Here is a 19,271-nt window from a genome sequence, read left to right as displayed (position 1 = left end):
GCTCATGGGGCGACCTCGGATGATGTGGGCAGGTGCGTCGACGCCCAGGCCGACACGTAGCAGTCCAGATAGGGCTGGAGGGGCGGTTCGACGGCGACGCCGCGGAAGTCGATCCGCTCGCTGGAGCGGGACAGCACGGCGTAGTCGTGGAAGCCGTCGCCGTCGGCGCGCATCGCCGGATAGACGGCCCCGGCGACGAACCCCTGCGACAGGAAGGCCGAGAGGGCCTCCCGGTGCGCGAGCGGCACCAGCGCCTCGACGTAGCCGGCGCCCGCGCGGGCCAGGGCCCGGGTGACGGGCCCGAGGTACGCGGCCGCCGCGGCCGGATCGGGGTGGGCGGTCAGCAGGGAGCAGTAGCCCCCGGCGCGGTTGAGGTAGGCGTACACCTCGAAGCGGCCGTCCTCGGGCGTGAGCAGCACGTTCGGGGTGTGCAGCGGGTAGAACCAGCCCTCGGCGCCGGGGAACTGCTCGCGGAACCGGCGGCGTACGAAGGCCGGTGCCTCGATCAACTCCAGCCGCTCGACGGCCTCTTGCGGCGCCGGCGCCGGGAGCGGGGCCGCGGCGGCCCGGACCGCGGGGTAGTCGATGCCGAGCGCGGCCCCGGCCGTGCGCAGCAACGGCAGCAACGGGGCGGGCACTTCGGTGACGGGGATCCGGCGGTCGAGCACTCCGGCGGAGTGACGCGCGTAGAGTGCGAGGCTTTCGCGGCTGCGCAGATCCACGGCGTTGGGCAGGATGCCCAGCGGGCGGAAGCCGTTGCGCGCCACGACGCGCTGCGGGCCGGCGCTGACGGTGCGCACCGTGGCGTACACCGAGTCCAGCCGCCCGGTGTCCAGCATCTCCGCGCACAGCGCCCCGGTGAGGGCGCCGGCCAGGCCCGTCGAGCGGTGCCCGGGGTGTACGGCGATGCCCTCCAGACGGCCGATGCGGCTGCCCGCCTCACCGTGGATGGCGGCGGAGCCGGTCAGGGCCCCGGTCTCGGGGCAGCGGCCCACGAGCCACAGCGAGTACGGGTCCTCGATGAGCCGGGCCATCTCGGCCGGGTCGGTGCCGAGGGCCACGGGGTAGTGCGGCCCGTAGACGGCGTAGTAGAGCTGGCGCAGTTCGGCGATGTCGGCGCAGACGGCCGGGGTGATGACGGGGTTCACGGCCGGCCTCCGACGGGGTGGGTGTCGGCGTCCTGACCGGCTGCGGGCGAGGCGGACGGGGCGGGTGCACCGTGCGTACCGGGCGTACTCGGCCCGAGCAAGGCCAGCGCGCAGGCGGCGGGGAGCAACCCGACGCCCTGCACCAGGCACAGCGTCTGGGGCGAGAGGACATCGCCGGCGGAGCCGAACACGAGGGAGGCCACCGGCAGGGAGGCCCCGAGGACGGCCTGCATCACGGCGAAGAAGCCGGGCTTGTCCGCCGCCGGCACCAGCCGTTGGAAGAGGGCCACGAATCGGACGCTGACGGCCCCGGCGCACCAGCCGGCCACGGCCAGGCAGCCCGCCATGACGAGGCGGTGCGCGAAGAGCCCGGGCAGCGCCAGGGCGAGGGCCATCAGGCCCAGGCAGTAGGCACCGGCGACCGTGGGACGCCCCGGCACGCGGGCGCCGGTGAACGCGCCGAGGAGCGCGCCGGCGCCCAGGGAGGCCTCCAGCAGGGCCACGGTGCCGCCCCCGCCGAAGAGGACCGAGCGGGTGTAGAGGGGGATGACCACGAACACGGCGGTGGTGAAGAGGTTCGCCGCGGTGAAGCAGATCAGGATCCGCCGTACGTACGGCAGTTCCGCGAGAATGCGGCGCAGCGTACGACGCTGGGGCGCGGCCGTGACGGCGTCGGTCGCCTCGGCGTCGGTCGCGTCGGTCGCGTGGGCAGCCTCCACCCCGTCCGTCGCGGCGGCGCGGAAGCGGGCGTTCGCGACGAGGAGGGCGGCGCCCAGGTAGGCGGCCGCGCAGCCTGCGGCCAGCCCGGCCACGCCCGCCCGGTCGACGATCAGTGCGCCGAGCAGCGCTCCGCCGAGACCGGCCAGGGACTGGGTGGACAGCTCGAAGCCGGTGGCCGTCTCGATGTCGGCGTCGTCGACCAGCGCGGGCACGGATGTCGTCAGGCAGGGGTCGAAGAACGCCTGGCAGGTGGCCAGGGCGAGAGCGGCGGCGTACACGGCGGTGAGCGGCAGGCCGTCCCCCTGCGCCCACAGCGCGAGGACTCCCGAGGCGGCGCCGGCCAGGCCGGCGGCGGTCCGCAGGACCGAACGGTGGGCGAACCGGGCGACGGCCCGGGCCACGACCGGTGCCAGCGCCACGGCGGGCAGCGTGCAGGCCGCCATGAACAGCCCGGAGGCCAGACCCTGGGCGTCCTGCACGGCGTAGGCGACGATCCACCACGACACGCCGACCTGGAACATGCGCACGGCGGCCTGGGTGAGGACCTGGCCGAGCCATACGGCGCCGAAGGCGCGGTTGCGCAGGATCAGCGGAGCGCGCCGGCCACCGGCGCCGGCCGCTGCGCCGTCTTCGGCCTCGCTCACGGCCACGGAGGCGGCGGTCATGCGGTCGGCCTCTCGTCGAGGACGCGGACGAGCTTGCCCGAGCGGGGGTTGACGACGAGGTCGCGGTGGCGTGCCCACTCGACGGACAGCGGATGGACGAATCCGGCGCGCACGCTGTCCGGGTAGAGCGGCCGTACGCTCTCCAGCTCCGCGACGACGGCCTTGGCCAGCGCCTCCCGGCCGGAGGTTTCGTCACCGACGGCGTGGTCACCGACGACTTGGTCGCCGGGCGCCGTCGCCAGCCGCAGGACGAGCCCGTCGCGGCCGTCCCACCGCCGGACGACGAGCTGCATGCCGACCACCCGGCCCGCCGTGTCGGCCGCGGCCACGGCGTCCTGGGCGTCCTGGGTGTAGAGGGACACGGGACCCACCCGTACGCCTTCCTCGGCGCGGCCGAGGATCCGGAAGTGCCCGGGCCCGGTGCCGGTCCACTCGGCCCGGTCGCCGGCGGGGTAGCGGATGATCGGCATCAGACGGCGGAAGAGGCTGGTGACGACGACCCGGCCGGGCCGTCCCGGTTCGGTGATGGGCTCGTCGGTGGAGTCGTCGAGGATCTCGACGACCGAGTACGGCGTGAAGGGTCGGTGGACCCGGGCGTCGGAGCCGGGTACGGGGCGGCCGAGCAGGCCGGCGTCCACGCTCGCGTATCCGATGGAACGCGCCTCGGCACGGGGGAACGCGGCCGCCAGCAGCCGCCGTTGATCGTCGAAGAGGGCCTCGCCGCCGAAGAGGAGCAGCTCCACGGCATCCAGCCGGACACCGGACGACATGACGTGTTCGGCGAGGCGGCACAAGGTGGTGGGCGTGCCGGCCAGTACCTGTGCGGCGAGGTCCCGCACGGTGGGGATCGTCGACTCCAGCGGCGCGCCGCCGCCGATGGGGAGGCGGACGTTGTCCACGGGCGCGTGGGCGAGCGAGTCGAGGACGAAGAGGAAGCTGGCGTACAGCTCCCCGGCGTAGAAGAGGTCGGCGACCCGGTGCCCCGGGCGCAGGCCCGTGTCCACGAGCCCCTGGCCGAAGGCGGTGACGAACGTGCGCCACTCGTCGCGGGTGTAGACGGAGAACTTGGGGGACCCGGTGGTGCCCCCGGTCTTGTAGAGCGTGGCCTCGCTGAGCGGGCCGGTCAACACCCGGCTGTCGGGCAGTGCGTTGGCCGCCCAGAACGCCTGCTGGTCAACCACGGGCAGGTCGGCCAGGCGGTCGCAGTGCGGTGGCAGGGAAGCGTAAAGGTCTTGGTAGAAGGGCGAGTTGTGGCGGGCGAAACGTATGAGGTCCGAGAGGTGCTGGGCGGACATGGGCCTTTGCCTAGGTGACGGGAACGGGTGGGAGGAGCCACGGCAGGGCGCGACGAAGCGAGAGATCGTCTGCGGGATCCGCTGGTGTGAACGGGGGCCCCCGGCGCCCCGCCTCCTCGGCTGCACGCCAAGAACTGACGCGCAGTCACGATGATGAAACATCAGTGCGCTTGTCACCAAATTGGCCAAGGATTTCCGGCCATTGCGGCTGTAATCACGATGATTCGTGTCACGCGCCCGCTCGCCCCCTCCGCGTCGGAGGAGAGCCGACCCTCGATTTCAGGACCTCCACTGCGCCGACGTTGCCCCGGGCCGTGTGGATCAGTAAGGTCGGTCGGGTGACTGCCGGGTCGGCCTTGGGCCATGCACGAGTAAGGTTCCCGGCCTCGGCGTGAGCACGAGGCGGGCCAGAGGCCCGCCCGTCTTCTCCGCGTCTTTGCTCCGGCGCCCGCGCGCGGCGCCCCTTACCCAGCAGACCCCGAGACCGGAGACCCATCCCTGATGTCCCCTGCCCAGCAGCCCCCGCACGCCTCCGAGCGGCCGACGGCCGCCGTCCAGCTGAACCACACCGCCGTCTACGCCCGCGACCGGCACCTGTCCGCCGAGTTCCTCGCCGCGATCCTGGGCCTGGAGGTCGGTGCCCCGTTCGGGCCGTTCCTGCCCGTCGACCTCGGCAACGGGGTGACGCTCGACTACTACGAGAAGCGGGACGAGCCGATCCAGTCCCAGCACTACGCGTTCCTCGTGCCCGACGAGCAGTTCGAGGCGATGATCGCCCGTATGGAGACGGTCGGGGTCACCTACTACGCCGACCCCAGCCACACCGAACCCGGCCGGATCAACCACTGGTTCGGGGGCCGCGGCGCCTACTTCGACGACCCGGACGGTCACAACATGGAGATCATGACCCGGCCCTACGTACGTCCCTGACGGACGGGTACCCGACGGCCCGCCGGTCGAGCGGCCGGTGCGCACCGGCCGAGCGGCCGGCGCGCCCGGCTCGGTGCTGAGTGAAGCGGTCGCGACCTCCTCGCCTTCGCGTCCGGGCTCCACCCCACCGGCTCGTGATGCCCCGCCGCCACTGCGGTGAGGCACTCCCGGGCTGGATGCGGGAGCACCATCGCTCCCGCACGGGATGGCGAACCTGCCGTCGCAGGTGAGTACTTCTACGGATATCCCGCCGCCAACCCCAGCGGCAGAATGGCGCTGTGACTGATCACGAGCGTGCTCCCCGGGGCCCTGTGCGGCCCGCCCGCGACCGCCGGGCCGCGGAAAAGGTGATGAAGGCGGTCCTCGTCGCGGCGGCCATAGCGGGTGCGCTCCTTCTGCTGTACATGGCCTTCTTCATCGGCGTTTTCGTGATGGCCAGTCGAACGTGACGCCCCGTGCTCCGTCGCTGCCCAGCCGCGGGCCCGGACCTCAGGGTGCGGTGCTCTGGGTGGTGATGAGGTCGATCAGCGCCGGCAGGCCGCCCTCCGCCATTGCCCGGCGCTGGCGCTCGGCCGGGGCGCCGTCCCGGAGCAGCCGGTGGACCAGGGACGTCACCTCGCGCGTGTCCCCGGCCTCCTCCAGAGCCGATCCGATGTGCCGCATGAGCAGGGCTACGGCGTCGCGGGCGCTGTGGCGCCCCCCGCACGGCCCCACCAGCGGGCCGCTCATGCCGTGCCGGGCGGCCTGCCAGGTCGCGGCGTGCAGAAGCTCCTGGGGGCACTCCGGCAGCGGCGCCTGCGACGTGGCGTCCCGGACGGCGGTGGCCACCAGGGCCCGCACGATGCCCGCGAACATCACCGCGTCATCGGCCCGCAGCTGGACGTCGGCGCACCTGATCTCGACGGTCGGGTACGTCTCCGACAGTCTGGCCTGCCAGTACACCTGCCTGGTGTCCGCGATGACGCCGGACTCCACCAGGGCGGTGACGCGCCGGTCGTAGTCGTCGACGCCGGCGAACACCGGCGTGGGTCCGCTCACCGGCCAGCGGCCGAAGACGAGGGTGCGCCAGCTCGCGAAGCCGGTCTCGCGGCCCTCCCACAGCGGGGAGTTCCCCGACATGGCCAGCAGCGTCGGGAGCCAGACGCGGATCCGGTTGAGCACCTCCACGCCCATGGCCCGGTCCGGGACGGCGGCGTGCACGTGCATGCCGTTGATCAGCTGCTCGTCCACCAGGCGGGGGGCGTGGCCGCGCATCTGGAGGTACCGCGTCTTGCGCGTGACGGGCACCCGTACGTCCGCCTTGACCGGCGCCGCCCCGGTCAGGGCCGCCCGGCAGCCGATCTGCTCGGCCGCGGAACCGATGGCGTGCCGCAGGCGCAGCAGGTGGCCGCCGACCTCACCGAGGTCGGTGCACACCGGAGTGGCGACTTCGACCTGGGCCTGCAGGAGCTCGGCCTGGACCTCGCCCTCCGTGGTGACCGGATCGAGACCCGCGGCCGCGCGGACCGCGTCGAGCTTCGGGACCGGAAGGCCCGTGCCCGGATCCACCAGGAGGTACTCTTCCTCGACTCCGACAGTGATCACCTGGGCGAGTATTTCAGCCTCCGCCCGATTCGTTCACTTTTGCCCGCTTTCCGGGGTGGCGCCCCGCACGCCGGCCACCGCCCAGCCCCCGCCCCACCCCCGCCCCGCTCCTTCGCAGGGCCCGGAGATCGAACACGTCGCTTAAGAGACCTCTGGGCGGGCAGGCGCCTCGTATGTAGATCGCCGGGTGCGCCCACGATGCGGTGGCCCCGGAGTGCAAGCGCAGTGAGGGGTGCCCGCATGTGTGGCCTGAGTGGGGAAGTGCGTTTCGACGGACGGCGGCCGGATCTCGCCGCGGTCGAACGCATGACGGACGAGATGGAGGAACGGGGTCCGGACGGCAGAGGCGTGTGGTCCCAGGGCGCGGTGGCCCTGGGCCACCGCCGACTGAAGATCATCGACCTCTCCGAGAGCGGCGCGCAGCCGATGACCGACCCGAACCTGGGCATCACCGGCGTCTTCAACGGCTGCGTCTACAACTACCGGGAGCTGCGGCAGCGCCTCGAAGGACTGGGCCACCGCTTCTTCTCCGACTCCGACACGGAAGTGCTCCTCAAGGCCTACGGCCAGTGGGGCGACGCCTGCGTCGAACGGCTCGTGGGCATGTTCGCCTTCGCGGTGGTGGAACACCACACCGGCCGTGTGGTGCTCGGCCGCGACCGCCTGGGCATCAAGCCGCTGTACCTGACGCAGGACGGTGACCGCCTGCGCTTCGCCTCGTCCCTGCCCGCCCTGCTGGCAGGCGGAGGCGTCGACACCTCCCTCGACCCGGTGGCGCTCCACCAGTACCTCAGCTGGCACGGCACCGTGCCGGCGCCACGCACCGTACTGTCCGGCGTACGCAAACTGCCGCAGGCCACCGTGCGCGTCGTCGAGCCGGACGGGACGTACCGTGACCGCTGCTACTGGCAGCCCTCCTACACCCGCCGCGCCGACCTCGGCACCGACCCGCAGGAGTGGCGGGAAGCCCTGCGGCAGGCCCTGCTCACGGCCGTACGGCGCCGCACGGTCGCGGACGTGCCCGTCGGGGTGCTGCTGTCCGGCGGCCTGGACTCCAGCCTCATCGTGGCCCTGCTGGCGCAGGAGGGGCAGGGCGGCCTGGCCACCTTCGCCATGGGCTTCGAGTCGGAGGGCGACGAGGAGGGCGACGAATTCCACTACTCCCGCCTGGTCGCCCGCCGGTTCTCGACGGACCACCACCAGTTCATGATTCCCTCCGACCGGCTCCCCGCCGCGCTGGAGACGGCGATCGGGGCCATGAGCGAGCCGATGGTCAGCCACGACGCGGTGGCGTTCCACCTGCTGTCCGAGCAGGTCGCCAAGGACGTCAAGGTGGTGCTGTGCGGCCAGGGCGCCGACGAGGTGTTCGCGGGCTACCACTGGTACCCCCGGATAGCGGCCGCCGGGCGCGCCGACGCACCGGACGCGTACGCCGAGGCATACTTCGACCGCACGCACGCCGACGTGGCCGCCCTGCTGCACCCGGACGCGGTCGCCGACCACGACGCCTCGCGGGAGTTCGTACGCGCCCACATGGCGACCCCGGGCGCGCAGAGCACCCTCGACGCCGCCCTGCGCCTGGACGTGCACATGCTGATGGCCGACGACCCGGTCAAGCGGGTGGACAACATGACGATGGCCTGGGGCCTGGAGGCACGGGTGCCGTTCCTGGACCACGAACTGGTCGAACTGGCCGCCGCCTGTCCCCCGGAACTGAAACTCGCGCAGGAGGGCAAGGGCGTGCTCAAGGACATCGGACGGCAGATCCTGCCCCGTGAGGTCGTCGACCGGCCCAAGGGCTACTTCCCGGTGCCGGCGGTCCGGCACATGGCCGAGCCGGTGCTCACCCGGGTACGGGACGCCCTGACCGCTCCCGAAGCGCGCCGCCGCAACCTCTTCGACCAGGACCGCGTGGCCCGACTGCTCGCGGACCCCGCCCGCCACCGCACGAAACGCGGAGCCAGCACCCTGTGGCAGGTGGCCTCGCTGGAGATCTGGTTGCAGACCCACGGCATCAACTGACCCCGAACGGTGACCCCCCGGAAGCCCTCGAAGAGGCCCCACATGCCCCTGGACCGCTCCGTACGCCAGCACCGTTCCCGACCCGCCGACGCCCCGGCGCCGGGCCGGGCCCCGCACTCCGACGGCGCGCCCGCCGAACGCCTGCCGGACACGGACACGGGCGCCGGACCCGCGCGCGGCGCCGCGCCGGGTCCGTCGGCCGCACCGCCGCCCGCACCGGCGCCCGCCCCCGTCCCCCTCCAGCTGGCCGACACCCCGGCGGCGGACCCGCCCGCGGTGCTCCCGGCCCACGGGTGCTGGTACCCGTCGGCCGATCCCACCGGCGAGCACGTGGCGTACATCTGCGACAGGGCCGGCGTGCCCCAGCTGTGGAGCGCTCCGGCGCGCGGCGGGGAGCCGCACGTCCTGGACGCCGACCCGGACCCGGTGACCGAGGTGTCGTGGTCGCCCGACGGCCGCTGGATCGCCTACACCTCGGCGCCCGGAGGCGGCGAGCACACGCGCGTCCTGGCGGTACGGCCCGACGGCACCGGCCGGCAGGTGCTCGCGGGCGCCGAACCGGGAGCCTCCGCACACCTGGGCTGCTGGACCCGCGACGGTTCAGCACTCGCCGTCACGGTCGCCCAGCCCTCCGCTGCCCCCGGCAGCCACAGCGGCGCCGGCCACCTGCCGCAGGACGCGGGACCCGCCCTCCCGGACGTCCCCTCCGAGCCGGCCTGGACCGAGCGCGACGGACGCGCGACCCTCCTCGATCCGCTGCCCGGTGCGGGAGGAGGTGCGGCGACGCTGCATCCGGGTGGTCTGCCGCTCCTCACGCCGACGCCGGGAGCCGCCTCGCTCGCCGCGGGCCCCACCGGCATGCCGCCGGCCGCCGGGCCGGACGCCGGGGGAGGGCTGGCCGCCTACCTCCTCGACCCGGACGGCACGCAGGCCCCCGCCCTGCTGTACAGCGAAGCGGGCGCCGCCTCACTGCGCGTGTGCGACATCGGCACCGAGGGCCGCTTCGTACTGCTGCGCCGAGGGCCGCGCGGGCGCCGCGAGGCGCTCCTGCTGGACCGGACCTCGGGACACGTCACCTTCCGGCTGCCGGTCGCGGACGGCGACCCCTGGATCGGCCGGCTCTCCCACGACTCGCGCACCCTGTGGCTGCGCAGCGACGCGGACCGCGAGTTCGCCGCGCTCCTGCGGGTGCGCCTCGACGAGGACGCGGCGCCGCAAGACCTCTCCGTGGCCGCTGAGCGGCAGGAGAGCGCCCTCGACCTGCTGAGCCTGCCCGACCACGGCCGCTGGGCCCTGCTGGCCTGGAACGTGCACGGCGCGAGCGAGCTGGAGAGCGTCGGCCTCCCGGGCGCCGACGCGGACGACGCCGTGGGCCCTGCGCACCAGTCGCCCCTGCCGCACGAGGTCGTGACCCGGATGGCGCCCCTCGGGCGCGGCGGGCTGTTCGCCGCCCTGTCCGGCTCCCGGCGCAGGCCCGGCATCTGGGAGCTGACCGACGGCCTCCCGCCGGTGCACGCCGGCGGAACGGCGCGTGACGAGGACGCGGCGCCCCCCGGACGGCCCCCCGTCCGCCCGGTCCCCCTGCGCTGCCGGGCCCGGGACGGGCTGCTGCTCGGCGGCTGGTACTACCGGGCGCCCGAACGCGACCCCGGCCGGCCGGGCCCGTGCGTGATCCACCTCCACGGCGGACCCGAGGAGCAGGAGCGACCGGTGTTCAGCCCGCTCTACCACGAGATACTCGGCCGGGGCCTGGACGTCTTCGCCCCCGACGTCCGCGGCTCCTCGGGCTGGGGGAGGTCCTTCGTCGACGCCGACCTCGGCACCGGGCGGTTCGCGGCCATCGAGGACGTCGCGGACTGCGCCGCCCACGTGGTCGCCGGCGGATACGCCGACCCGCTGCGGCTGGCGGTGATGGGCCGCTCGTACGGCGGCTACCTCACCATGGCCTCGCTGGTCTGGCACCCGGAGCTCTTCCGCACGGGCGTCGCCGTGTGCGGCATGTCGGACTTCGCGACGTTCTTCGCCGGTACCGAGCCCTGGATCGCCCAGTCCGCGGCCGCCAAGTACGGCCATCCCGAGCGCGACCGGGACTTGCTGCGCGCCTTGTCCCCGATGAGCCGCATCGACCGGCTGCGCGCGCCCGTCTTGGCCGTGCACGGCGAGCACGACACCAACGTCCCCCCGACGGAGTCGGAGCAGTTCGTGCGCGCCGCGCGCGACCACGGGGTCGAGGCGGAGCTGCTGACCCTGCGCAACGAGGGCCACGAGTTCCTGCGGGCGGACAACCGCCGCCTGTACCGGCGGGCCGCCGCCGACTGGCTCGAACAGCACCTCACCCTGCCCCTGACGGGCGGCTGAGCCGCGGGCCGGGGCGGGGTGGGTCTGGGCTCAGGCGGCGGCCTCGGCCGCCAGGGGGATCCGTACGGTCAGCACGCCCTCGTGGAAGCTCGCCCGGGCCCGTTCGCCGTCCACCGCGCGCGGCAGGGTGCTGTGGTGGGCGAAGCGCCTCCGCCGGCGGGTGCGCATCCCGCCCATGGGGCTGCCGTAGGCGTCGGCGGTGATGTGCAGGTCCTGCCCGTCCAGCTCCATCACGATGTCCTCGCCGCGTACGCCGGGCAGCCGGACCTTCACCACGTACGACCCGCCGGTCTCCGCCTCCTCGACCTCGGGCGCCGCCGACGGCGGGACGGCGCCGGGGGAGGAGGCGACCTGTTCCAGCAGGCGGCCCATCTGGCCCTGGACCCTCTCGAAGTCGTGCCAGGGGTCCAGACCACCGCGCCGGCGCCCCCGCAATGCCGCGTCGCCGCTCTGCCGTGAGTCGAAGGAGGGAAGGTTCATCGCGATCTCCGCTGCTCGTCACGCTCGGCGCACGTCCCGCGCCGAGCGGTGCATATGGCCACTGTGCTGCTGCCCGGGCGTCTTCCCACGGCGGCGACGCTCAAGCACCCAGAGGACCTGCCCCGCCGGGACGGGGGCACGGGCCCGCGCGGCCTCCACGGCGCGTGCGGCACCCCTTCCGACCGGGGGTGACGGCGGTCACCGCAAGGTCAGGACCCGGTTCCTGTGAGCAAACCCACGCGAAGCGCCAACGCACGCACCGTCCAGGCGTATTGGGCCCCGTGAACCGTCCGCCGGACGGGTCCCGGCCGTGGGCTGTAAGCAGCGTCTGCCACGATGGATCGGCGGGACGGAGACCCCTCCGAGCCGCGTTCCGCCAGCCGCCCCCACCGCCCCGCGGTAGGCACGCCGGAGCATGGCGGTCGTCCCGTCCCCCGGTTCCGCCCTCGCGAACAGCCGAGCCCTGCGCTCTTTCAGGTACCCCACTGTGTCTTCTTCGTCGCCCTCCCCTGCCGTCTCGCTGCCCTCCGCCGCCCCCGACCGCTCGCCCTGGCGCTCCCTGCGCTACCGCAGCATGCGCTGGTGGTCCGTGGCCCACTTCGTCTCCAACGCGGGGACGTGGATGCAGCTCACGGTGCAGAACCTGCTCGTGCTGCAGATCACCGGCTCCGCCGCCGCGACGGGGCTCTCCCTCTCCGTCCAGGCGGCCCCCGGCCTGCTGATGGGGCTCATGGGCGGCGCCGCGGTGGACCGGTGGCCCATAAAGCTGACCGCCGCGGTGAGCCAGGCCCTGCTGGGAGCCGTCGCCTTCGTCACCGCCGTCCTCGTGGCACTCGGCCACCTCAACCTCGGCGTGCTGATGGCGCTGGCCGCCGTCACGGGACTCATCGCCACGGTCGACGGGCCCGCCTGCGCCCTGCTGGGCAATGACCTGGTCCGTCCCGAGGACGTGCCCTCCGCCATCGGGGTGGGCTCGCTGGTCCACAACGCGGGCCGCCTCGCGGGAGCCGCCCTCGGCGGCGTCACGGTCGCCTTCCTCGGTACGGCGGCCGCCTACGCGGGCAACGGCGTCTCCTTCCTCTTCGTCGCCGCGGTGATCCCGTTCCTCAAGCCCGCCGGACGGGCTTGGGGCGCCGCGCGGGAACCCCTGGAGAAGGGGACGGCGGACAAGGGCCGCGCACCCGGCGGTGCGATGACCGCGCGCCAGGGGCTCGCCTTCTTCCTGAGCCGTCCGCGCCTGGTCGCGCTCGCCGCCATCAGCGCGGTCAGCGCCCTCTTCGGACGTAACTACGGCCTCACCCTGGCGGTACTGGTCACCGGCCCCCTCGCGGGCGACGCCGCCGCTTTCGGCACGGTCTCCACCGTCCTGGCGGCGGGAGGCATCGTCGGCGCGGTGCTCGGAGCCCGGCTGCGCAAGCCCACCGTACGGATGGTCGGCGTGCTCGCCGCCGCCGGCGGCCTCCTCCAGGTGACGGCCGGACTGTCACCCTCCCTCGCCGTACTGCTGGTGCTCGTCCTGCCGATGGCGGTCGTCGAGTCCGTCTCCGACACCGCCGGGACCACCGTGCTCCAGACCGATCCCCCCGCGCACCTGCGGGGCCGGGTCCTGGGCGTGTGGAGCACCGTACGCACGGTGTGGAGCCTGGCCGCGCCGCCACTGCTGGGCCTGCTCATGGAAGCGGCCGGCGTACGGGGAGCCCTGGTCCTCGGCGGCATCGCCACCGCCGCCGCGATCGGCTCCGGCTTCCTGCTGCGCCGTCGCCGCACCACCGTCGAGGTCCGCTACCTGTCCGAGGGAAGCCCGTCGGCGCTGCGCCCGGGCCTGAGCACGGCGGCCTGAGGCCCCCGCTTCAGTCGGTTGACCTGCTGGGTCAGCTGACCGGCGTCTGATGCCGCGTGCGGTGCCCGGGCTGCCCGGGCTCGCCTACGGGGGCTGCCGGTGCGGCGGTGGACGGCCGCTGGACGGGGCCGGTCCGGCTCCGGCGGCGGCGCAGGAGGGACGCCGGTACGAGCCAGCACGCGGCGCACCACAACGCCAGGGCGGTGTCCAGCAGGAGGGCGGCGCCGGGGCTGGTGATCTGGCGGAGGACGATCAGCAGGCCGAAGGACGTCATCGCGAGCAGCAAGGTCATGCCGACGGCGACCAGGCGGGACGCCCACGCGACCATCTCGGTCTTGAGCCTGAGGCCGGTCACGAGCCGGTGCAGGGCCACCGGCCCCGTCAGCGCCGCCATCGCGCCGACCCCGCACAGGACGCACACGAGGTAGAGCGCCCGGTCGGTGGACCGCAGCTGACCGTAGGCCGGTGTGAACGCCACCGCGAGCAGGAAGGCCAGGAGCAGCTGGACGGCGGTGAGCACCACCCGTAGCTCGTGCATGAGTTCCAGCCAGAGACGGTCGGCGCGTTCGTCGCAGGTCTCCTGACGCTGCCCCACGTTCGCCGCTCGCGCGATCACGGCGCACCGCCGTGCGAAGAAGCATGCAGGTCCATGACCATGATCGGCCACCTCCTGGGATCCGGCGTCGCGGCCCCACCACCTCACCCAGCCGCCTACCCGGCCCGGCCGCCGACACGCCCCCTCGCGCAGCGGGCCGGGGCTCGCTCGCATCCGGGTGTGCGAGCAGGTCCGGCGGGAAGGTGCCTGCCATGACAGCCCGCGGCCCCGGCCCCCGGTACCGTACGGACGGCTCCTGCCCCTTGCAGGGCCGCGTCGCGGTGGTGACCGGCGCGGCCCGCGGGCTCGGCGCGGGCCTGGCGTACGCGCTGTCCCGGCGCGGCGCCCGGGTCGCCCTGATCGGCCTGGAAGAGGAGCGGCTGGCCCGGCTGGCCGCGGATCTGCCCGGCCGCGCGGCCCACTGGCACGCCGACGTGACCGACGCGGACGCGCTCTCGGTGACCGCCGAAGCCGTGCGGGGCACGCTGGGCGAGGCCTCCGTGGTCGTCGCCAACGCCGGTGTGGCCCTCGGAGGCACGCTGCTGGAGTGCGACCCCGGGGACTGGCGGAGGGTGATCGACGTCAACCTCGTCGGCAGCGCCCTCACCGCCCGCTGCTTCCTGCCCCATCTGCTGCGCACCCGCGGCTACTACCTCCAGGTGGCCTCCCTCGCGGCCCTGGCTCCGGCCCCGCTCCTCACTGCGTACTGCGCCTCGAAGTCCGGGGCGGAGGCCTTCGCGCAGGCGCTGCGCGCGGAGGTCGGGCACCGGGGCGTCGCCGTCGGCATCGCCTACCTCAGCTGGGCCGACACCGACATGATCCGCGAAGGCGACAGGACCGAGGTCTTCCACGAGCTGAGGACCCACCTGCCCTGGCCGGCCTCGGTCGTCCACGGCACCGCCCCGTTCGTCGGCGTCATGGTCCGCGGCATCGAACGCCGGTCGGCCCGCGTGTACGCACCGGCCTGGCTGCGCGGCGCCCAGCTGGTGCGCGCCTGCCTGCCGTCGCTGGTCGCGCACCGCTCGCGGCGGGTGCTCGCGCGCCGGGACGGCCCGCTGCCCCCCACCGGCCTCCTCGGGCCCGGCGGCGAGGCGGCCGCGGCCGCGCCGAGCGCTCGGACGGGCCCGCCGGACCAGAAGCCGTAACTCGAACTGGAAGTGGACAGCGGCCCCGTCGGGACGGCGCGCGAAGGTCGTGGAGGAGTCGGCCGGCGTCGGCGAGAAGGAACCGGCCCGCTGAGTCGGAAGGTGGATCATGCCCGGACGTGAAGAACTTCCCTCGACGCTGGAGCGCTCGCCCAAGGACGCGCAGAACACCTGGATCAAGGCCCACGACTCGGCCGTGGAGCAGTACGGGGAGGGCGAGCGGGCCCATCGGGTGGCCTTCAGCGCGCTCAAGCACAAGTACGAGAAGGTCGCGGACCACTGGGAGCGGAAGGAACACGGCCGCATGGGCCCCTCCGACGCGCGCGCCGCGACGCATGGGGACACGTCGGCCCCGAGCGGTGAAGGCGTCGACGAGAACGCCAGCAAGCAGCACCTGTACGAGCTGGCCCGGCGGCTGGACATCGGCGGCCGGTCGCGCATGAGCCGGTCGGAACTGGTGGAGGCGATCCGCAAGGAGAACCGTTCCAGGACGCGTGAGGCCCGCTCCCGGTAGGCCCGGTCAGCCCCGCGCCCCGCGCCCCGCGCCCTGGGCCCTGGGCGCGGGGCAGGAGGCAGGCCCGCGTCAGGACTTCGGCACGGTGTTGACGTAGTGGGTGCCGGCGCCGTAGAAGCCGTCCACCGTCTTCTGGACGTCCGCCTGGGAAACGGCCTGGTCGGCCTTGTAGTAGACCCAGTTGACCTTCATGTCCCAGGTGCGCGGGCCACCGGTGAAGGGAAGGTCGATGAACCAGTTGCTGAAGTGGACGTTCATCTTCTCGCGCGGGACGTACTTGCCGGAGCTGGTGAACAGCTCCTTGCCGTCCAGCGCGTACGTGACCTTGCCGTCCACGGCGGTGATCATGAGGAGGTGCCACCCCTCAAGGCGCTGCTTGAGCGTCTTGTTGACCCGGTCCGGCGGGTCGGCCTTGAACCAGCTGACGTTGTCGAGTCGCGGACCCACCGAACCCCAGCCGCCGTTCGGCAGGTACTCGAAGTCCAGCTCGCTGTAGTTGGCCGAGGAGTCCGAGGGGGAGATCGGGAAGAAGGTCTGCACGACGTGGTCGCCGTTGCGGCCGCTCGCGGGCTTGTCGCTGAAGTGGACCCGGGCGGCGAAGGTCCCGGTGAAGAGGTTGGTGCCGGTGGTCTGCACCTCCACCTGCTTGGTGCCCTGCTGGGTGCCGTCGGTGGAGGACTGCAGCTGCATGGCCCTGCCGCCCTGGGCGGTCGGGTCGGAGGGGAAACCGGCGCCCGCGGTGGACCAGGTGTCCTTGATCCCCGGGCCGCCCCCGTCGGTACGGACCTGCCAGCCGTGGGCGCTGAGTTCGGGATCGTCGGCGCCGCTGTAGTGGAAGGCGTCGAACAGGGTTCCCGGCGGTCCCGACGGGGTCGGCGAGGCCTTCCGCCCGGGCCCGGCGGCATCGTCGCCCGAGCCGGATGCCGGGCCGCCGGAGCACGCGGCGAGTACGCACAGGACGGCGGGCAGCGTGAGCACGGTCCACGCGCGGCGACGAGAGGTGCGGCGGGGCTGGCTCACACGGGCTCCTTGAGGGGCAGTACAGGTGGTTTTAGGACACACCCTTTTACATGAGATCAGTGGCTGATCACATGAGGTGGTCATCTTCTTGAGGCGTGCAAGCTACCACTCCGGGCAGGACGCGGCTCCGGGTGGGCGCGCGGGGGCCGCCTACTGGTGGGTACGTGCCGATTGGCATTTCAATCCGATCACATCACCTCCATACATCGGATCAAATGCACACATCGAGCGGATTGGTTTCAAGCCAGTCCGCTAGCGTTCGCCCTACGCTCCCGGGTCTGCGGACCCGGCACTGAAAGGCCTCGCACGGTGCGTCCAGTCATCACCTCCTTGGAACGCGGGTCGGCGCACCCAGAGCCTGACATGTACGAGTCGAGCTTTGCGGAGTCCGCCCTTCCCGCACCGGTGTTCGTCGACCAGTCGGGTCTGCGCGGCCGCCTGCTGCGGGGCCTCGGCTGGCCGGTCTCCGTGGTCGGCGCGATCCTCGCGGTCGCCATGGGCAGCAGCCTGATCGGTGTGCAGGCGGACGCCCCGGCGATGGGCGTACCGGCGCAGCCCTCGCGGTCGGCCGCCCCCTCGCCGTCACCCGTGGCCTCGGTGTCGCCCACCGCGTCCCGCCCGTCGTCGTCCTCGTCGTCGTCCCCGCCCCGGACGGCCACGCGGTCCGCGACACCGCAGGCGAAAACCACGGCCGCCACGCCGAAACCCACGGCCACCGCGTCGCGCGCGGCCAAGGCGAAGCCCTCGGGCCAGCCGGCCAAGCACCCCTGATCGTCCGCACCACCCATCTCCAGGAGCGCCATTGTCCCGCCACCAGCGCCGCCGTCAGTCCCTGCTGAGGCCGCGCCGACTGGCCGCGCCGCCACTGCGCTTCTTCATGCCGCTGTCCCTGCTGGCCTGCCTGCTCGCGCTCATCGTCCTGCGCGGCCTCGCCACCAACGAGGTGTTCCACGACGACCGGATCGCGATCTCGGTCGACAAGACGACCGTGCCGGACAACCTGCTCAAGGGCGGACCGGTCATCGACGCGCGCGGCGCCAAGAACGCGCACCCCGTGAGCTACCACATTCCCGACCGCACCGTGGTGCTGAGCTTCGACGACGGTCCCTCACCGGAGTGGACCCCGAAGATCCTGGAGCTGCTCGCCGCCCACGACGTCCGTGCGGACTTCTTCGTGACCGGCGCCATGACCACGCGCCACCCGGAGCTGATCCGGAAGATCGTCGCGGACGGTCACGAACTCGGCGTGCACACCTTCACCCACCCCGACCTGGTGTACCAGTCCCACGCCCGGGTCAGCTGGGAGCTGGCGCAGACGCAGCTGGCGCTGGCCGGCGTCGCGGGCGTCCACAGCGCCCTGTTCCGCCCGCCCTACTCCTCCGACGCCTCGGCGCTGGACGACTGGAACTACCCGGTCATCAAGTACGTGGGCGCGCGCGGCTATCTCACCGCGTTCATCGACCGCGACACCGACGACTGGAAGCGGCCCGGCGTCGACGCGATCGTCAAGGCGGCCATGCCGTCCAAGCCCGGCGCGGGCGAGCTGATCCTGCTGCACGACGCGGGTGGGGACCGGACCCAGACGATCGCCGCGCTCGAACAGATCATCGTCAAGCTGAAGGGTGAGGGCTACCGCTTCACCACCATCTCGGAAGCCCTGGGCGCCTCCAACGCCACCGTGCCGGTGCACGGTTTCCAGCTGTGGGCGGGAAAGGGGTTCATCGCGGCCAGCCAGGCCGCCGTGCTCACCCTGCCGGTGCTGGTCGGGCTGCTGGCCCTCGTCGGCTTCCTCAACTTCGGCCGGTTCGCGCTGATGCTCGTGCTCGCACCGATCCACGCACGCCGCTCCAAGAAGCTGGACGCCTGGGGACCGCCCGTCACCGAGCCGGTCACCGTCCTCGTCCCGGCCTACAACGAGCGCGAGTGCATAGCCAACACCCTCATATCCCTGGCCGCCAGTGACCATCCCATCGAGGTGATCGTCATCGACGACGGCTCCACGGACGGCACCGCGGACATCGTCGAGGAGATGGACCTGCCGTTCGTCCGGCTGATCCGCCAGGCCAACGGTGGCAAGTCCACCGCCCTCAACACCGGCATCGCCGCGGCCTCGCACGACATCATCGTGATGATGGACGGCGACACCGTCTTCGAGTCGTCCACCGTGCGCGAGCTGGTCCAGCCCTTCGGCGACCCGGCGATCGGTGCGGTCGCGGGCAACGCCAAGGTCGGCAACCGCGAGAGCCTGATCGGCGCCTGGCAGCACATCGAGTACGTCCTCGGACACAATCTGGACCGCCGGATGTACGACATGCTCAATGTCATCCCGACCATCCCCGGCGCGGTCGGCGCCTTCCGCAAGGAGGCCGTGCGTCAGGCGGGCGGGATGAGCGACGACACCCTCGCCGAGGACACCGACATCACCATCGCGGTCCTCTGCGACGGCTGGCGCATCGTCTACGCCGAGCGCGCCCGCGCCTGGACCGAGGCTCCGGCCAGCCTCCAGCAGCTCTGGTCCCAGCGGTACCGCTGGAGCTACGGCAGCATGCAGGCGATGTGGAAGCACCGCAGCGCCGTGACCGCCCGCGGCCCCGCCGGGCGCTTCGGCCGGGTCGGGCTGCCGCTCGTCGTACTGTTCGGCGTGGTCGCCCCGCTGCTGGCGCCGCTGGTCGACATCTTCCTGCTGTACGGCGTGCTGTTCGCGGACGCCACCATCACCCTCACCAGCTGGGGAGGCTTCATCCTGCTCCAGGGCGCCCTGTCCTGGTACGCCTTCCGGCTCGACCACGAAAAGCCCTGGCACCTGATCAGCCTGCCGATCCAGCAAGTGGTGTACCGGCAGCTCATGTACATCGTCCTGTTGCAGTCCGCGATCACGGCGATGACCGGTGGCCGGCTGCGTTGGCAGAAGCTCCGCCGTACCGGCGAGGTCGCTGCACCCGTGGAGGCCTGACC

Annotated in this window: 16 protein-coding genes; 9 read left to right on the top strand and 7 right to left on the bottom strand. The window is 73.1% G+C overall.

The annotated features are described in order from the left end of the window. Positions 1 to 2: 2 nt before the first annotated feature. Genes ACF059_RS04095 through ACF059_RS04085 form a run of 3 tightly spaced genes read right to left on the bottom strand, consistent with a single transcriptional unit; the run spans position 3 to position 3,828 of the window. Complete coding sequence (locus tag ACF059_RS04095) at positions 3 to 1,148, bottom strand: GNAT family N-acetyltransferase (protein ID WP_392051020.1); 1,146 nt, start codon at positions 1,146 to 1,148, stop codon at positions 3 to 5. Further along, positions 1,145 to 2,533: an MFS transporter gene (locus ACF059_RS04090; RefSeq protein WP_392051017.1), complete on the bottom strand. Its 1,389-nt coding sequence runs from the start codon at positions 2,531 to 2,533 to the stop codon at positions 1,145 to 1,147. The genes ACF059_RS04095 and ACF059_RS04090 overlap by 4 nt, the downstream gene beginning before the upstream one ends. After that, a complete protein-coding gene (locus tag ACF059_RS04085; protein ID WP_392051014.1) occupies positions 2,530 to 3,828 on the bottom strand; it encodes a phenylacetate--CoA ligase family protein in 1,299 nt (432 codons plus the stop codon). Before ACF059_RS04085 ends, ACF059_RS04090 begins: the two co-directional genes overlap by 4 nt. 501 nt (positions 3,829 to 4,329) lie before the next feature. Here ACF059_RS04085 and ACF059_RS04080 point away from each other — a divergent pair. Beyond that, on the top strand, positions 4,330 to 4,758 hold the full coding sequence (locus tag ACF059_RS04080; protein WP_392051011.1) for a VOC family protein: 429 nt from the start codon (positions 4,330 to 4,332) through the stop codon (positions 4,756 to 4,758). Between the two features lie 278 nt (positions 4,759 to 5,036). Continuing rightward, the gene (locus tag ACF059_RS04075; RefSeq protein WP_392051009.1) at positions 5,037 to 5,207 is read left to right on the top strand and encodes a hypothetical protein; all 171 of its coding nucleotides are present in this window, start codon (positions 5,037 to 5,039) and stop codon (positions 5,205 to 5,207) included. Positions 5,208 to 5,247: 40 nt separating this feature from the next. Here the strand turns inward: ACF059_RS04075 and ACF059_RS04070 are convergent, their stop codons facing one another. Next, a complete protein-coding gene (locus ACF059_RS04070) occupies positions 5,248 to 6,342 on the bottom strand; it encodes a glutamate--cysteine ligase (RefSeq protein ID WP_392051006.1) in 1,095 nt (364 codons plus the stop codon). Between the two features lie 240 nt (positions 6,343 to 6,582). Between ACF059_RS04070 and ACF059_RS04065 the strand changes: the two genes are divergently transcribed. Together ACF059_RS04065 and ACF059_RS04060 are read left to right on the top strand one after the other, a co-directional pair. Further along, on the top strand, positions 6,583 to 8,364 hold the full coding sequence (locus tag ACF059_RS04065) for an N-acetylglutaminylglutamine amidotransferase (RefSeq protein WP_392051003.1): 1,782 nt from the start codon (positions 6,583 to 6,585) through the stop codon (positions 8,362 to 8,364). Positions 8,365 to 8,406: 42 nt separating this feature from the next. Then, positions 8,407 to 10,722 carry a prolyl oligopeptidase family serine peptidase gene (locus ACF059_RS04060; protein WP_392051000.1) on the top strand — a complete coding sequence of 772 codons (2,316 nt, stop codon included), beginning with the start codon at positions 8,407 to 8,409 and terminating at the stop codon, positions 10,720 to 10,722. Positions 10,723 to 10,752: 30 nt separating this feature from the next. On the opposite strand, the gene ACF059_RS04055 is transcribed toward ACF059_RS04060, so the two are convergent. Continuing rightward, positions 10,753 to 11,202: an Hsp20/alpha crystallin family protein gene (locus tag ACF059_RS04055; RefSeq protein ID WP_392050997.1), complete on the bottom strand. Its 450-nt coding sequence runs from the start codon at positions 11,200 to 11,202 to the stop codon at positions 10,753 to 10,755. Positions 11,203 to 11,776: 574 nt separating this feature from the next. Between ACF059_RS04055 and ACF059_RS04050 the strand changes: the two genes are divergently transcribed. Beyond that, positions 11,777 to 13,042, top strand: coding sequence for an MFS transporter (locus ACF059_RS04050; protein WP_392053032.1), 1,266 nt, complete (start codon positions 11,777 to 11,779; stop codon positions 13,040 to 13,042). A gap of 31 nt (positions 13,043 to 13,073) precedes the next feature. On the opposite strand, the gene ACF059_RS04045 is transcribed toward ACF059_RS04050, so the two are convergent. Continuing rightward, the gene (locus tag ACF059_RS04045; protein ID WP_392050994.1) at positions 13,074 to 13,658 is read right to left on the bottom strand and encodes a DUF6328 family protein; all 585 of its coding nucleotides are present in this window, start codon (positions 13,656 to 13,658) and stop codon (positions 13,074 to 13,076) included. Positions 13,659 to 13,849: 191 nt separating this feature from the next. On the opposite strand from ACF059_RS04045, the gene ACF059_RS04040 reads away from it, so the two are divergent. Then, positions 13,850 to 14,782 carry an SDR family oxidoreductase gene (locus ACF059_RS04040; RefSeq protein WP_392050991.1) on the top strand — a complete coding sequence of 311 codons (933 nt, stop codon included), beginning with the start codon at positions 13,850 to 13,852 and terminating at the stop codon, positions 14,780 to 14,782. 109 nt (positions 14,783 to 14,891) lie between these two features. Then, positions 14,892 to 15,296 carry a ChaB family protein gene (locus tag ACF059_RS04035; RefSeq protein WP_392050987.1) on the top strand — a complete coding sequence of 135 codons (405 nt, stop codon included), beginning with the start codon at positions 14,892 to 14,894 and terminating at the stop codon, positions 15,294 to 15,296. Positions 15,297 to 15,365: 69 nt separating this feature from the next. On the opposite strand, the gene ACF059_RS04030 is transcribed toward ACF059_RS04035, so the two are convergent. Further along, positions 15,366 to 16,316 (bottom strand): glycoside hydrolase family 16 protein, encoded by a 951-nt coding sequence (locus ACF059_RS04030; RefSeq protein ID WP_392050985.1) that lies wholly within the window; start codon positions 16,314 to 16,316, stop codon positions 15,366 to 15,368. Positions 16,317 to 16,679: 363 nt separating this feature from the next. Here ACF059_RS04030 and ACF059_RS04025 point away from each other — a divergent pair, with 363 nt between their 5' ends. Both ACF059_RS04025 and ACF059_RS04020 read left to right on the top strand, forming a co-directional pair. Beyond that, positions 16,680 to 17,087 carry a hypothetical protein gene (locus ACF059_RS04025; protein WP_392050982.1) on the top strand — a complete coding sequence of 136 codons (408 nt, stop codon included), beginning with the start codon at positions 16,680 to 16,682 and terminating at the stop codon, positions 17,085 to 17,087. Between the two features lie 106 nt (positions 17,088 to 17,193). Next, positions 17,194 to 19,269: a bifunctional polysaccharide deacetylase/glycosyltransferase family 2 protein gene (locus ACF059_RS04020; protein ID WP_392053029.1), complete on the top strand. Its 2,076-nt coding sequence runs from the start codon at positions 17,194 to 17,196 to the stop codon at positions 19,267 to 19,269. Positions 19,270 to 19,271 lie beyond the last annotated feature (2 nt).

It is taken from the genome of Streptomyces sp. NPDC016562, from assembly GCF_043076955.1.
Lineage (GTDB): Bacteria > Actinomycetota > Actinomycetes > Streptomycetales > Streptomycetaceae > Streptomyces.
Note: the sequence above shows the minus strand (reverse complement) of the source record. Positions and strands in the feature narration are given on the sequence as shown.